The sequence below is a fragment of the Ramlibacter sp. genome (genome assembly GCF_029866045.1).
In the GTDB taxonomy this organism is placed as follows: domain Bacteria; phylum Pseudomonadota; class Gammaproteobacteria; order Burkholderiales; family Burkholderiaceae_C; genus Ramlibacter.
On sequence record NZ_JARXAB010000055.1, the window covers coordinates 1 to 14,234 of the forward strand.

Annotated in this window: 14 protein-coding genes; 4 read left to right on the forward strand and 10 right to left on the reverse strand. The window is 64.5% G+C overall.

All coding sequences use genetic code 11. The features are described from left to right. The 5 genes from QE494_RS06430 to QE494_RS06450 form a co-directional block, all read right to left on the reverse strand. The coding region (locus QE494_RS06430) for a ribonucleotide-diphosphate reductase subunit beta (protein WP_300042087.1) at positions 1–976 on the reverse strand (976 nt) is incomplete at its 3' end. A 166-nt stretch (positions 977–1,142) separates the two neighbouring features. After that, positions 1,143–4,001, reverse strand: a complete 2,859-nt coding sequence (locus tag QE494_RS06435) for a ribonucleoside-diphosphate reductase subunit alpha (protein ID WP_300042124.1) — start codon at positions 3,999–4,001, stop codon at positions 1,143–1,145. A gap of 293 nt (positions 4,002–4,294) precedes the next feature. Then, positions 4,295–4,900, reverse strand: coding sequence for a 1,6-anhydro-N-acetylmuramyl-L-alanine amidase AmpD (ampD, locus tag QE494_RS06440; protein ID WP_300042088.1), 606 nt, complete (start codon positions 4,898–4,900; stop codon positions 4,295–4,297). 17 nt (positions 4,901–4,917) lie between these two features. Beyond that, complete coding sequence (locus QE494_RS06445; protein ID WP_300042089.1) at positions 4,918–5,166, reverse strand: PP0621 family protein; 249 nt, start codon at positions 5,164–5,166, stop codon at positions 4,918–4,920. Beyond that, a complete protein-coding gene (locus QE494_RS06450; protein WP_300042090.1) occupies positions 5,163–5,975 on the reverse strand; it encodes an inner membrane protein YpjD in 813 nt (270 codons plus the stop codon). The genes QE494_RS06445 and QE494_RS06450 overlap by 4 nt, the downstream gene beginning before the upstream one ends. A 78-nt stretch (positions 5,976–6,053) precedes the next feature. Here QE494_RS06450 and ffh point away from each other — a divergent pair, with 78 nt between their 5' ends. After that, the gene (gene ffh, locus QE494_RS06455) at positions 6,054–7,430 is read left to right on the forward strand and encodes a signal recognition particle protein (protein WP_300042091.1); all 1,377 of its coding nucleotides are present in this window, start codon (positions 6,054–6,056) and stop codon (positions 7,428–7,430) included. Positions 7,431–7,499: 69 nt separating this feature from the next. Here ffh and miaB read toward each other — a convergent pair whose 3' ends face one another. Next, on the reverse strand, positions 7,500–8,789 hold the full coding sequence (gene miaB / locus QE494_RS06460; RefSeq protein WP_300042125.1) for a tRNA (N6-isopentenyl adenosine(37)-C2)-methylthiotransferase MiaB: 1,290 nt from the start codon (positions 8,787–8,789) through the stop codon (positions 7,500–7,502). Positions 8,790–9,091: 302 nt separating this feature from the next. Here miaB and QE494_RS06465 point away from each other — a divergent pair, with 302 nt between their 5' ends. Continuing rightward, positions 9,092–10,120, forward strand: a complete 1,029-nt coding sequence (locus tag QE494_RS06465) for a TrkA family potassium uptake protein (RefSeq protein WP_300042092.1) — start codon at positions 9,092–9,094, stop codon at positions 10,118–10,120. Between the two features lie 12 nt (positions 10,121–10,132). On the opposite strand, the gene QE494_RS06470 is transcribed toward QE494_RS06465, so the two are convergent. Both QE494_RS06470 and QE494_RS06475 read right to left on the reverse strand, forming a co-directional pair. Further along, complete coding sequence (locus QE494_RS06470; protein WP_300042093.1) at positions 10,133–10,828, reverse strand: hypothetical protein; 696 nt, start codon at positions 10,826–10,828, stop codon at positions 10,133–10,135. A gap of 15 nt (positions 10,829–10,843) precedes the next feature. After that, positions 10,844–11,353, reverse strand: a complete 510-nt coding sequence (locus QE494_RS06475; RefSeq protein ID WP_300042094.1) for a hypothetical protein — start codon at positions 11,351–11,353, stop codon at positions 10,844–10,846. A gap of 146 nt (positions 11,354–11,499) precedes the next feature. Here QE494_RS06475 and QE494_RS06480 point away from each other — a divergent pair, with 146 nt between their 5' ends. Further along, the gene (locus tag QE494_RS06480; protein ID WP_300042095.1) at positions 11,500–12,375 is read left to right on the forward strand and encodes a carbonic anhydrase; all 876 of its coding nucleotides are present in this window, start codon (positions 11,500–11,502) and stop codon (positions 12,373–12,375) included. A 28-nt stretch (positions 12,376–12,403) separates the two neighbouring features. On the opposite strand, the gene QE494_RS06485 is transcribed toward QE494_RS06480, so the two are convergent. Continuing rightward, positions 12,404–12,961 carry a surface-adhesin E family protein gene (locus QE494_RS06485; RefSeq protein WP_300042096.1) on the reverse strand — a complete coding sequence of 186 codons (558 nt, stop codon included), beginning with the start codon at positions 12,959–12,961 and terminating at the stop codon, positions 12,404–12,406. 11 nt (positions 12,962–12,972) lie between these two features. Next, positions 12,973–14,001, reverse strand: a complete 1,029-nt coding sequence (locus tag QE494_RS06490) for a lipid II:glycine glycyltransferase FemX (protein ID WP_300042097.1) — start codon at positions 13,999–14,001, stop codon at positions 12,973–12,975. Positions 14,002–14,033: 32 nt separating this feature from the next. On the opposite strand from QE494_RS06490, the gene QE494_RS06495 reads away from it, so the two are divergent. Further along, positions 14,034–14,234: a hypothetical protein gene (locus tag QE494_RS06495; RefSeq protein ID WP_300042098.1), complete on the forward strand. Its 201-nt coding sequence runs from the start codon at positions 14,034–14,036 to the stop codon at positions 14,232–14,234.

A 14,234-nucleotide genomic window follows, 5' to 3' on the forward strand; every position in this document is an offset into this window, starting at 1 on the left:
TCGGGTCGAGCTCGACGGCCTTCTGGAACAGGCCCTTGATCTCGGCCTTGAACTCGGCGGTCCACAGATGGGGGTTTTCGAGCTTGAGCTGGTTGATCAGGTCGATGCCGAAGTTGCAGTGCATCGACTCGTCACGCAGGATGTACTGGTACTGCTCGGCGGCACCGGTCATCTTGTTCTGGCGACCCAGCGCCAGGATCTGGGTAAAGCCGACGTAGAAGAACAGGCCTTCCATCAGGCAGGCGAAGACGATCAGGCTCTTGAGAAGCGTCTGGTCGTCCTCCGGCGTACCGGTGTGGAAGTTCGGATCCATGATCGCCGCGATGAAGGGGATCAGGAATTCGTCCTTGTCGCGGATGGACTGGACTTCGTTGTAGGCGTTGAAGATCTCGGATTCGTCCAGGCCCAGCGATTCGACGATGTACTGGTAGGCGTGGGTGTGAATCGCCTCTTCAAAGGCTTGGCGCAGCAAAAACTGGCGGCACTCGGGCGCGGTGATGTGGCGGTAGGTGCCCAGAACGATGTTGTTGGCGGCCAGCGAGTCGGCGGTCACGAAAAAGCCGAGATTGCGCTTGATGATGCGCCGCTCGTCATCGGTCAGGCCGTTGGGATCTTTCCACAGGGCGATGTCGCGGGTCATGTTGACCTCTTGCGGCATCCAGTGGTTGGCGCAGGTGGCGAGGTACTTTTCCCAGGCCCACTTGTACTTGAACGGCACCAGTTGGTTGACGTCGGTCTGGCCGTTGATGATGCGCTTGTCTGCGGCGTTGACGCGGCGCGCGCCTTGCGACGGGGTGGGGGCTGCGGCTGCCTTGGCGGAGACGCTGCTCATGGAGGGGACCGGAGCAGCGAGCGAGGGAGCAGGAGAGAAAGAGGGTGACGATTCCACCGAGCGGCCAAGATTGAGGCTGCTGGGGAGGGGCGCTGCGGAGAGCGCTTGCGATGCGGGTTTGACTTCTTCGTCCCAGGTCAACATACGTTTTCCAATGCGCGGATTATGAGAGCGGTATCGTGAAAAGCAAAGTGTCCGTTCACATCACCGCTCGATTTTGTTGTTCATATACATCGCCACTTTGTCGGAGAAGTTCGACAAGGTGGCGATCGCTGCGAGACGACACGCCTTGATCATCGGCGTGCCTGCCTCACTGGCAGGCTTCGCACGTCGGATCGTCGATCGCGCAGAACTTGATGTCGGTAGCGGGCGTCGCATCGATTTGCGATTGCGCCGCCGCAGCAGCGGCCTCCATTGCGCTCATACCACCACCCTGCGCCGCGCCCGAGGACACGGCGTTGAGGCGACCCGAGGTCACGGTGGACTTCTCGGTTTGGGTGGCGCTGATGGTGCGCAGGTAATAGGTAGTCTTAAGGCCGCGGGTCCAAGCCAGCTTGTAGGTGTCGTCGAGCTTTTTGCCGGACACACCCGCCATATAGATGTTGAGCGACTGGGCCTGGTCGATCCACTTCTGGCGGCGCGCAGCAGCCTCGACCAGCCACTGGGGCTCGACCTCGAAGGCGGTGGCGTACAGAGACTTCACTTCCTGCGGCACGCGGTCGATCGGGCGCAGCGAGCCGTCGAAGTGCTTGAGGTCCATGACCATCACATCGTCCCACAGGCCCAGGCGCTTGAGGTCACGCACCAGGTAGTGGTTGATGACGGTGAACTCGCCCGACAGGTTGGACTTGACCGAGAGGTTGCCGAAGCAGGGCTCGATGCAGGCGTCTACGCCGATGATGTTGGAGATGGTGGCGGTGGGGGCGATGGCAATGCAGTTGGAGTTACGCATGCCGTCGACGCTGATCTTCTTGCGCAGGGCGTCCCAGTCCAGGGTCGACGAGCGGTCGACCTCGACATAGCCGCCGCGGGCCTGGGCCAGGAGGTCGATGGTGTCGGGGGGCAGGATGCCCCGGTCCCACAGCGAACCCTTGAAGCTGGAGTAGCGGCCCCGCTCCTTGGACAGCTCGGTGGAGGCCCAGTAGGCGTAGTAGCACACGGCCTCCATGGACTTGTCGGCGAATTCCACGGCCTCTTGGGAGGCGTAGGGAATGCGCAGCTCATAGAGCGCGTCCTGGAAGGCCATGATGCCCATGCCGACCGGGCGGTGACGCAGGTTGGAGTCGCGCGCCTTCTTGACCGCGTAGTAGTTGATGTCGATCACGTTGTCCAGCATGCGCATGGCCACCGAAATGGTGCGCTTGAGCTTGTCGTGATCCATGCCGCCGTCTTTCAGGTGCTGGCGCAGATTGATCGAGCCCAGGTTGCAGACCGCGGTTTCGGTGTCGCTGGTGTTCAGGGTGATCTCGGTGCACAGGTTGGATGAGTGCACCACGCCAATGTGCTGCTGGGGCGAGCGCACGTTGCAGGCGTCCTTGAAGGTGATCCAAGGATGCCCGGTCTCGAACAGCATGGTGAGCATCTTGCGCCACATGTCGGCGGCCTGAACCGTCTTGAAGGGCTTGAGTTCGCCGCGCTTGGCTTTTTCTTCGTAGGCCACATAGGCCTTCTCAAAGTCAGTGCCGAACTTATCGTGCAGGTCGGGGCAGGTGGAGGGGGAAAACAGAGTCCACTCGCCCTTTTCCATCACCCGGCGCATGAACAGGTCCGGGATCCAGTTGGACGTGTTCATGTCGTGGGTGCGGCGACGGTCATCGCCGGTGTTCTTGCGCAGCTCGAGGAATTCCTCGATGTCCAGGTGCCAAGTTTCCAGGTAGGCGCAGACCGCACCCTTGCGCTTGCCACCCTGGTTGACGGCCACCGCGGTGTCATTGACCACCTTCAGGAAGGGGACCACGCCCTGGGACTCGCCGTTGGTGCCCTTGATGTGAGAGCCCAATGCGCGCACGCGGGTCCAGTCATTGCCCAGGCCGCCGGCGAACTTGGACAGCAGGGCGTTTTCTTTGATGGACTCGTAAATGCCGTCCAGATCGTCGGGGACGGTGGTCAGGTAGCACGAGGACAGCTGCGAGCGCAGGGTGCCGGCGTTGAACAGCGTCGGGGTAGAGGACATGAAGTCAAAGCTCGAGAGCACTTCATAGAACTCGATGGCGCGCGCCTCGCGGTCGACTTCGCTCAGGGCCAGGCCCATGGCCACGCGCATGAAGAAGGCCTGCGGCAGTTCGATGCGGGTCTTGCGCACATGCAGGAAGTAGCGGTCGTACAGGGTCTGCAGGCCCAGGTAGTCGAACTGCAGATCGCGCTCGGGCTTGAGCGCAGCGCCCAGACGTGCCAAGTTGTACTGCAGCATGTCGGGGTTGAGCAGCTCGTTGTCCACGCCCTTCTTGATGAAGGCCGGGAAGTAGTCGACATAGCTGGCGGCGGCCTCGGCCGGGGTGAGGTCGCGGCCCAGGATCTCCTTGAAGATCGTGTGCAGCAGCAGGCGCGCGGTGGCGTAGGTGTAGTCGGGGTCTTTTTCGATCAGCGTGCGCGCGGCCAGGATGGAAGCCTTGTAAACCTCGTCGATCGGCACGCCGTCGTACAGGTTGCGCAGGGTCTCGGCGACGATCGGGTCGGGCTTGACGTCGGCGCCCAGGCCGCGGCATGCGCTCTCAATCAGGCCCTGCAAGTGGGCCATATCCAGCGGGATGCGCTGGCCACCATCGATGACGTGCATGGTGGGAGCGGCAGGCTGGGCGGCCTCGCCTTGGGCGGCACGCTCTTGCGCGCGGCGCTCGCGGTACAGCACATAGGCGCGGGCCACTTCATGGTGGCTGCCGCGCATCAGGCCGAGTTCGACCTGGTCCTGCACGTCTTCGATGTGGAAGGTGCCGCCGCCCGGACGCGAACGCATCAGGGCGCGCATCACGGACTGGGTGAGGCCGTCTACCGTCTCGCGCACGCTGGCCGAGGCCGCGCCTTGGGTGCCGTGCACCGCGAGGAAGGCCTTCATCAGGGCGATGGCGATCTTGTCAGGGGCGAAGGGAACGACGGCGCCGTTGCGGCGAATGATCTGGTAGTTGGCCAGGGCTTGGCCGGTGCTGCCAGCGTTGGCGCTCGGACCCATCATCGGGACGACGCCGGCAAAGGCGGGGGAAGAAACGCTCTGGGCTGTCTGCATGGGTCCTCTTTTTCAGTCTTCAGGCTGGTTTTGTGTCCGCTTTGCCCGGGCACCTGCGTGAGGCGGGGGGACAAAAAGGCATTTTTCACTTGGTCTGCGCAAGCACTATATCTGGGGTGCGGGTCGCTGACAAGGCACTAGATGTAGTGTTCACGCCCTTGACACCCCCGATTGGACAGTCTCTAAAACACGGGCAAGTTCAAGCCCGAATCCGCGCTTGAAACCAAAGTTCAGCTGTCTGCCTACAGCGAACCGCGGGGCAGGCTCAAAACCTCGGGAAAACACCGCGACGGCCAGCCCAGTTGCCGTTGTAAGCGCGCCCAGTCGAAGCCAGGACCAGGATCCGCTTTGCGTCCTGCCGCCACATGCTCGTGGCCCGCAATGTGGGCGATGGGGTAGTGCTGGGCGAGGGCTGCCACCAACGCGGCCAGGCACTCATATTGGGCCGGCTCGAAAGTATCACCTTCGAGCCCTTCGAGCTCGATGCCGACCGAATCGTCATTGCAGTTGGCGCGGCCGCGCCAGTGCGAGGCGCCCGCATGCCAGGCGCGCTGGTCGCCGCTCACGAACTGCCACAACTCGCCGCCCCGGCGTATATAAAAATGCGCCGAGACCTCCATGCCGCGGATCTGCCCAAAGTAGGGATGGGCGTTCCAATCCAGGGTGTTGGTGAAGAGGCGCTGCACCTCGTCGCCGCCAAACTGGCCCGGCGGCAGGCTGATGGAATGCACCACCACCAGGTCGACGCAGGCGCCTGTGGGACGTGGGCCGAAGTTGGGCGAATCAAGCCGGCGGGCGAACCGGTACCAGCCTCGGTCCCAGAGTGCAGCGGCAGCCGGCTGGCGCATCGCTGGGTCCGAGCGCCTCAGGCGCTGCCTGGCTCGCGGTGCTGGGCGCAGCAAAACGTGCCGCCGCGCCCGTCGGTGAGGGACTCATTGCGTGGCAGGTGCAACCCGCATCGGTCGCAGCAGACCATCTCCTGTGGCGCGGCCCCAGTCTCGGATCTGCGCTCGGGGCCGGGGCTGCGGGCGCTGTTACCCGGACGATTCCCCCGCTGTTTGCGCCAGGCGAAATACAGGTAGGCCAGCAGGGCCAGGACGATCAGGTACTTCACGCCATGCCCCGGTTGAGCACCACCTCGAGGACAAAGCGTGAGCCTACGTAGGCCAAGAGCAGGAGCAGGGACCCCACATAAAGCATGCGCACCGCCCGGCGACCGCGCCAGCCGAAGCGGGCCCGGCCGATGAGGAGGGTGGCAAAGGCCAGCCAGGCCAGCACCGAGAAGGAGGTTTTGTGGTCCCAGCGCCAGCCCGGTCCGCCAGCGGCCTCCCCGAACACCACGCCTGCCAGCAGGGTGGCCGACAGCAGCACGAAGCCGCCGGTGGCAAAGCGGAAGGTGAGTCGCTCCAGGGTGAGCAGGGGCAGGCCCGGCTGCGGCTCGGCTGCCTGGCGAATCTGGCGCTCGGCCCGCATCATCAACCAAGCATGTACCACTGCGGCGGCAAACAGCCCGTAAGAAGAGATCCCCAGCGCCCAGTGCAGGGGCAGCATCGGCGAGGCCGAGGCGTGTAGCTGCGCGCCCGGGAACAACAGCGCGAGCAACACCGTGGCCGTACCCAAGCCAGCCACTGCCCAGCGCGCTTGCAACTGGGGGAACATTTGCTGCTCGATCGCGTACACGGTCAGCACCAGCCAGGCGGTCACGGACAGGGCGGGCCCGAAGCCGAAGCGCGGCCCGTCGCCGAGGAGCGAACCCGCCAGAACCGCGAGGTGCAGCACCCAGGCCAGCACCAGCGCACCGCGCGTCGCTCTGCTGGACAGGCGCTGCGCCAGTGCAGCCGGTACCGCATAGGCGGCGGCTGTTGCCAGCGTGAGCAGCAGGATGGCCAGGGACGCCGAGGCCCCCGTGATCGGTAGAATCATGACCACAGTTTAGTCGTTCGCCTGTCCGGTCCAGCCGGCACCCCTGGCAGCGGCTCCCCACCCCCCTCCCATCCCCCCATGGCCTCCGCACTCACTGACAAACTCTCGCGCCTGGTCAAGGAAATGCGTGGCCAGGCCCGCATCACCGAAAGCAATGTCCAAGACATGCTCCGCGAGGTGCGCATGGCCCTGCTCGAGGCCGACGTCGCCCTGCCGGTGGTGCGCGACTTCGTCGCCCGGGTCAAGGAAAAGGCCCTCGGCCAGGAAGTGGCGGGCTCGCTCAACCCGGGGCAGGCGCTGGTGGGCATTGTTCACCGCGAATTGGTGGCCACCATGGGCGAGGGCGTCGCCGACCTCAACCTGGCCACCCAGCCGCCCGCCGTTATCCTGATGGCCGGCCTCCAGGGCGCGGGCAAAACGACCACCACCGCCAAGCTGGCCAAGCACCTGATTGAAAAGCGCAAGAAGAAGGTGCTCACCGTTTCGGGCGACGTGTACCGCCCGGCCGCCATCGAGCAGCTCAAGACGGTGACCGCCCAGGCCGGCGCCGAGTGGTTCCCCAGCAGCCCCGACCAGAAGCCGGTCGACATTGCCCGCGCCGCGCTGGACCATGCCCGCCGCGGCTACTTCGACGTGTTGCTGGTCGACACCGCCGGTCGCCTGGCGATCGACGAGGCGCTGATGCAGGAAATCCGTGCCCTGCACGCCGAGCTCAAGCCCGTGGAGACGCTTTTTGTCGTTGACGCAATGCAGGGCCAGGACGCAGTCAACACGGCCAAGGCCTTCAGTGAGGCACTGCCGCTCACCGGCATCGTCCTCACCAAGCTCGACGGCGACTCGCGCGGTGGCGCCGCCCTGTCGGTGCGGCAGATCACCGGCGCGCCCATCAAGTTTGCCGGCGTGTCTGAAAAGATCGACGGCCTGGAAGTCTTCGACGCCGAGCGCCACGCCGGCCGTGTCTTGGGTATGGGCGACATCGTCGCCCTGGTCGAACAGGTGCAGGCTGGCGTGGACATGGAGTCCGCGCAGCGGCTGGCCGCCAAGGTCAAAAGCGGCGAGGGCTTTGACCTCAACGACTTTCTCGACCAATTGCGCCAGATGAAGAAAATGGGTGGGCTGTCGCAGCTGATGGACAAGCTGCCCGCGCAGATGCAGGCCAAGGCCGGCCAGGTCGACATGGACAAGGCCGAGCGCGACATCCGACGCAAGGAGGGCATCATCTGCAGCATGACGCCGCTCGAGCGCCGCAAGCCTGACCTCATCAAGGCGACCCGCAAGCGCCGCATTGCTGCCGGCGCCGGGGTGCATGTTCAGGAAGTGAACCGCCTGCTCAATGAGTTTGACCAGATGCAGGGCATGATGAAAAAGATGAAGGGCGGCGGCCTCATGAAAATGATGAAGCGCATGGGCGGCATGAAGGGCATGAAAGGCATGCCGGGAATGCCCGGGATGTGAGGCTCAGGGCCCATCCGAGAAAAAAGGCGCTCCGAGGAGCGCCTTTTTATTGCGGTGATTTCTATTGCCTCACTCGCGCGTGAGCACCTCGGCCCGCAGCGAATGCGGGTAGGCCTGGGTAATGGTCACATCGATCATCTGCCCCTTGAGCCGCTGGGGGCCGGCGAAGTTGACGATGCGGTTGCACTCGGTGCGGCCCATGAGCTCGTTGGCGTCTTTGCGGGAAGGCCCTTCCACCAGAATGCGTTGCACCGTGCCGACCCGGCTGTCGCTGATACGGCGCACGTTCTCCTCGAGCTTGGCCTGCAACTGCTGCAGGCGCTTGAGCTTGAGGGTCTGCGGTGTGTCGTCGTGCAGGTTGGCCGCCGGCGTGCCGGGCCGCGGGCTGAAGACAAAGCTGAAGCTGGCGTCGTAACCCACGTCCTCGATCAACTTCATCATCTTCTGGAAGTCGTCCTCGGTCTCGCCGGGGAACCCGACGATGAAGTCCGACGAGAGGGAAATCTGAGGCCGCACCGCCCGCAGCTTGCGGATGGTCGACTTGTATTCCATCGCGGTGTAGCCGCGCTTCATCGCCATCAGGATGCGGTCGCTGCCATGCTGCACTGGCAGGTGCAGGTGGCTTACCAGCTGCGGCACCTTGGCATACACGTCGATCAGGCGCTGGGTGAATTCATTGGGGTGGCTGGTGGTGTAGCGAATGCGCTCGATGCCGGGGATCTCGGCCACATATTCAATCAGCAGCGCAAAGTCGGCGATCTCGGCGGTGTCGCCCATCTTGCCCCGGTAGGCATTCACGTTCTGCCCCAGCAGGGTCACTTCCTTCACGCCCTGTTCGGCGAGCCCTGCCACCTCGGTGAGCACGTCCTCGAAGGGGCGCGAGACTTCCTCGCCGCGGGTGTAGGGCACCACGCAGTAGCTGCAATACTTGGAGCAGCCTTCCATGATGCTCACGAAGGCGCTGGCGCCTTCGACCCTGGCGGGAGGCAGGTGGTCGAACTTCTCGATCTCGGGAAAGCTGATGTCCACCTGGGCCTGCTTTTCGCGCCGACGGGCCTCGAGCAACTCGGGCAGGCGGTGCAGGGTCTGCGGGCCAAAGACCACATCCACATACGGCGCGCGCTCGACGATGGCCGCGCCCTCCTGGCTGGCGACACAGCCGCCCACGCCGATGAGCACGCCCTTGGCCTTGAGGTGCTTGACCCGGCCCAGGTCGGAAAAGACCTTCTCCTGCGCTTTCTCGCGCACCGAGCAGGTGTTGAAGAGGATGAGGTCGGCCTGTTCGGGGTCGTCGGTCTTTTCGTAGCCCTCAGCGGCCTTCATGACGTCGGCCATCTTGTCCGAGTCGTAGTCGTTCATCTGGCACCCGAAGGTCTTGATGAAGATCTTGGGCGTGCGGCCCTCTTCGGGAGGGCGTTCAGCGGGCGCGCGGTGGGCCGCTGCTGTGGGGGCCGGAGCCGCAGGGGGGGCGGCGGGCGCGGTGGTGTTGCTTGCGTTCATGACTTTCCAGCGGTTCGTGGTGTGGATCCAGAGGCTGTACGGGGGAGGGCGGGAGTTTACCTGCCGCGCTGCGCCACTTCGGACGGCACCACTTGAAGCGGCAGCTGGCCTAGAATTTTGACGACCGGCCCGACGGGATAAAAACCGATCGCGCCTCCTACTTGCCCTCGCGCCAATCCCTCCTACTCAGCCGCCACTTCCGGGGCCTTGTCTCTGGCGCTCTGGGCATCTGCGCGGTGATGGTCGTCGGCACGCTGGGTTACCACGCCATTGGCAGCCCGCAGGCGAGCTGGATCGACAGCTTCTACATGACCTTCATCACCGTGGCCACGATTGGCTACAGCGAGGTGGTGGACCTCTCCGCCCAACCCTATGGGCGATTGTTTACGGTGGCGATTTCGGTGGTGGGCATCGCCACCATGAGCTACCTGTTTTCCACCTTCCTGGCGTTGCTGATCGAGTCCGACCTGAACGCCAACCTGAGGAGACGTCGCATGGATCGGCATATTGCAGCCCTGTCGGGGCACTACATCGTCTGCGGCATCGGCCGCGTGGGCGGCAACGTCGCCGAGGAGTTGCTGGCCACCCGACGGCCCTTGGTGGTGATCGAGAAGAGCCAGGAGGCGCTGGATGCCTGGCTGGAGCGCCACCCCGGCTGCCTCTACCTGCACGCCGACGCTGCAGATGATGAGGCCCTTCGCCGCGCCGGCCTCTCGCGCGCCGCCGGAGTTTTTGCAGTGACTGCCGATGACAGCCACAACCTGATGGTGGCGCTCTCGGTCAAGTTGCTCGCCCCTCAGGTGCGGGTGGTGGTGCGCCTGCACGACATCCGCAATGCCGACAAGGCCCGGCGTGCCGGTGCCGACGAGGTGGTCTCGCCCGACTTCACCGGCGGCATGCGGATCGCGTCGGCCATGGTGCGCCCGCATGTCGTCAACTTCATGGACCAGATGCTGCGCACTGAGGAAGGCACCCGTATCGAGGAGGTGCTGGTGCCGGAGGGCTTGCCCGTGCAGGCCCTGGGCCAGCTCTTGCCCCGGTCCCCGCGCTATATGCTGCTGGCTCTTCACGAGCAGGGCCGCTGGCACTTCAACCCGAGTGAAGATCAACCGGTACGCCCTGGCGCCAGCCTGGTGCTCATGACGGGTGCCGAGGGCAGGCTAGAGGTCGAGCGCTTGTTGCTTGCCTGAGCGCTTGGCGGCTTAGGCCCGCACCCAGCCTGCCTGAAGCCAGTGCCAGTACCCGGGCGCCAGCTGCCAGGGCAGCAAGCGGCTTTCGATCGTGGCGGGCAGCACCGCGCGGGTGAGGTGGTCGCGCCATTGGCCAGTGCCGCCTACTGCATCGAGCAGAAAGTCATCTGGCCAGGCCTGCCCTGGCCTGAGCGCCAGCGGTACGGGCTCCCTCGCGATGTCCAGCAGCCTTCCGGGACCGGAGACCGCGTCATGCACGCTGCCCCAGTCGCGCCCTGCCAGACGGCGGCCGACCTCCGATAGCGTGGCCTCGGCGCGGGCCGCGTCCCGGCAGGTGAGGGTGTACTGCCCCAGGACGTTGTCGAACAACACCAGCGCCTGCGGCCGCAGGGCGAGGAATTCTTCCAGGCGAGACAGCGCCTCTGCATTGTGGAAGCGCACCTCAATGCGGTGGCGGGCGATGACACCCCGGTGATTGAGCTTGAACAAGGGGCCGGAAGCCGACTCGAAGTCGACCGCGTCGATGCGGCGAAAGCGGGCCAGGAAGGCGTCGTCCATCATCCAGCCGGCGCTGGCGCCGAAAAGGAGCAGGTCTTCATGGCCCTCAGGCGCCTGCGCCAGCCAGTCGGCGATGGCCGCGCGTGTGCGCGTCCAGCGTGACTGCGAGCGCCAGGCGCGCAGGTGCCAGTGCAGGTCCAGCCGGGCCACTGCCAGCCGCCGACCTTAGAACGGCGGCTTGATGACCCGGGCGCAGGTCCCGCGAATGAGCGGGACGACCTTGCCGCCCTCAATGGTGAGGGACTGTTCGAACTGGCCGGTGCTGCGGTCGATCGAGAAGGACTCCTGGCTGATGGAGGTGCCAAAGCGCTGGAACATCGCCGGGCGAGTCACCACGAACTTGTTGCCCTGCAGGCTGAGGCTGCCACCGCGGCCCTCAGAGATGGAAATGCGGCCCTGATACCAGCCGGACTTCTGCTCGAGGTCGATCTGGGCCAGGGTAATGCGCGGGGGCTCGTTACCCTGAATACCCAGGGTCTTCTGGCCTTCCAGGTCGAGGTGGAGCTCGCAGATCATGTCGACGACGCTGCCAGCCCGGGCCACCCCCGCGCCGGACGCGCCTGTGGGAGCGGGCGAGGCCTGTGGGGCTGCCTCGCTCGAGAAAAGAAGACTTATTCCGTATATTCCGGCCATGGCCAGAATGCCGATCACGATGCCGATGAACAAGTTCTTCATGTTGCACTCAAGCCGTTCCGGGATGATCCGATCATACTTTGGCAGCGTTCCGTATCGCCCCGCCGTTGAATCGGGTGGTGACGCAGGACACAATCCTTTGCCGTTGTCATTGGACTCGGCGTCACCTGAGAATTCTTGAGGTCAGTATGTTCATTCGAATCCTTCTTGGCGGCATCGTCGCCAGCCTGTTTGCGATGGTGATTACCCTGTCCATTGTCAACACTGGCAAGACCAAGGACCTCGACACCCGGCTGGTCAAGGCCAGCAAGCAGATCAAGGAGCAGGAAGAAGCCCTGAAAAAGCTCGAGGAAACGCTTCACGCTTTGGCCGACAAGGGTAAGGGTGGCTCTAACGCTGCTGCGCCCCGCTGGGGCTACGAGGGTGAGACGGGCCCTGCGAACTGGGGTAAGCAGTATCCCACCTGTGCTGAAGGCAAGTCGCAGTCGCCGTTGAACATTGTCGGGCCCTTCGACAAGTCCACCACCACGCTCAAGGCCGACTACAAGCCGGGGGTCCTCAAGCTAGTCAACAACGGCCACACCATCCAGGTGAACGTATCCCCGGGTAGCACGCTCAAGGTGGGCAATGAGTCCTATGAACTGGTGTATTTTCACTTTCGCCGCCCCAGCGAGGAGCAGATCGACGGCAAGCCCATGGCCATGGAGACGCACATGGTGCACAAGAGCGCCGACGGCAAGCTGGCGGTCCTCTCGGTGCTGATGCGCGAGTCTGCCGTCCAGAACCGCACTCTGTGGTCGATCTGGAAGAACATGCCTGCGAAAGAGGGCCCAGAGGTTGAAGTGGCCTCGGTGTCCATCAACCCGGCAACCCTGCTGCCCGAGTCGCTGGCGCACTACGCCTACGAGGGCTCGCTCACCACACCGCCCTGCACCGAAGGCGTGAAGTTCTTCGTTCTGAAGTCGCCGATCGGCATCCAGCGCGAGATGATCGATAGCTTCCCGTTCAAGATGAACGCTCGCCCGGTGCAGCCGCTCAACGGCCGCAAGATCCAGGCCTCTTGAGCCGCGCGGGTCACCCCAGCCCGGGGTGTCAGAACGGCCAGAAAGGCGCCCACCAGGGCGCCTTTTCTTCTTCTGGCGGCAGGGGCGCAAGCTTGCCGCAATGCAGGGCCAGGCCCTTCGCAAAAATGCTGTTGGTCGGCGCTTTCCGCCAGAGGCCGTCGTCGTCGAGTTCGAACAGCTTGGCGCCGGTGAGCATCGGCCCCGCGTAGCTGATCATCTTGGTGAGGCGGTGCATCCGGTGCTTGCAGTCGTACTCATTGCGGTAACGGCGTGACTGCACCCCGTCGGGGTCCGGTGCCTTCATGTCCTGGATCTCCCAGACCTTGAGCACGTAGTCGTCGCGCAGCCGCGAGCTGCGGTCCCAATAAAGCGTCATCGCCGGGGTTTCGCCCAGCGCCACCCAGGGCGAATCACCGGGGCCGATAGCCACCTCCAACTCGGGCAGCAGCTGCGCCCGTTGCGCCCGTGGTTCGAAGAAGCTGAAGGAGAGGTAGCCGGCGGCGGTGGCGACGACCGCCAGGGCCAGCAGTTTCTTGATGCGGGGTGTAAAGGCGCTTTCTGGCGGAATGCGGGGTCCTGTGGCCATGTTTGCGTGTTTCAGTGGTAGCTGCCGGCCAGGGTCAGTACTTGGCCACCGGTTCCGAGCTTGAATCGGGTGATGCCTGGCAGGGCGTGGGTGTTGACCCCGCCCAGGTCCAGGCGCTTGACGCCAATGTGGCGCAGGTACTCTATGCCGCGCCACATCAGCAAGTTATGGGCGTTCGCCTTGCGCCCCGCCTCATTAGACCAGCCAATGTGGTACGTGGCCGTGTCGCCGTGAATCAAGAACAAAAGGGCCGCCTGGGTCTCCTTGCGTGATTGGGCGTAGCTCACTGCAAAGCCCTGCTCACGCGAGGGCGCCGCATCGATATAGGCCCGTACGAAGTCGGTAGGGAGGCCCTGGAAGCGCCGCTGGGTGCGCTGCTCGGTTTCGCGTTCGAGCAAGCGCTTGGCCTCCGGCAGGTTGGGTTCGACCCTGGCGGTGAATGACGGATCGGCCTCGGTCTTGGCCAGGCGGTTGCGCCACTTGCCGTCCAGCCCGGCACGAAGTGCCTCCAGGGGCTGTGTGAGGTCCAGCATGACGGTGGAATAGCCGGTCATTACCCGCCAAAGGCCGCGGGTCTCGGCCTCCACCTCGGGGGAGGCCGGCGCGTCGGGCGAGAACAGCGCCACCCGCAGACGGGGGACGGGCAGCGATTTGCGGAGCATCGTCAGGGCCTGCGCGCGCGCCTCTGGGGCCAGGTCCGGGTGCCAGACAGGCCCTCGGGTGCAGGAGGCCAGTGAGATGTAGCCGGCAATTCTGCGAACCATGAATTGGGCCAGGCCCATGATCACGCCGCCAGGTTCGCCGCCTGGCCCCGGGCCATCCCTGGGGACGCGGATCGCAGCGCGATGTATACGAACGTTTAATGTTTGAAGCGCCTGGCCATAGGCCCAAGCCTGCTGGAGCGAGCTCCCGTGCTGGCGGTGGAAGCCCTCCCAATTGGCGCGATCCAGCGAGTCCCAGTCGACGTTCATCAGCCCATAATAGCCAAAGGTCAACATGAGAAGGGTCGGTATGTCGGGTGCAGGGTCAAGTTCCGGCACGCGGCGCCGATTCATCCCCGGGAGGCAGGTCATTGGCTACCCCCAATAACGGTACAGGCGGCGCGCGGCGCCTCGCGTCCCAGGACATTCCCGGGGCGCGTCTGACCGCCTCCGGTGTTTTGCTGGTGCTTTTTTACCTGGGCTTGCCGGTGGCGATCCTGGGCAATCTGCTGGATTTTTTGTTCCAGTGGTGGTTTGGCTGGTGTATCGGTCTCTGGTGCATCGTGAATTGA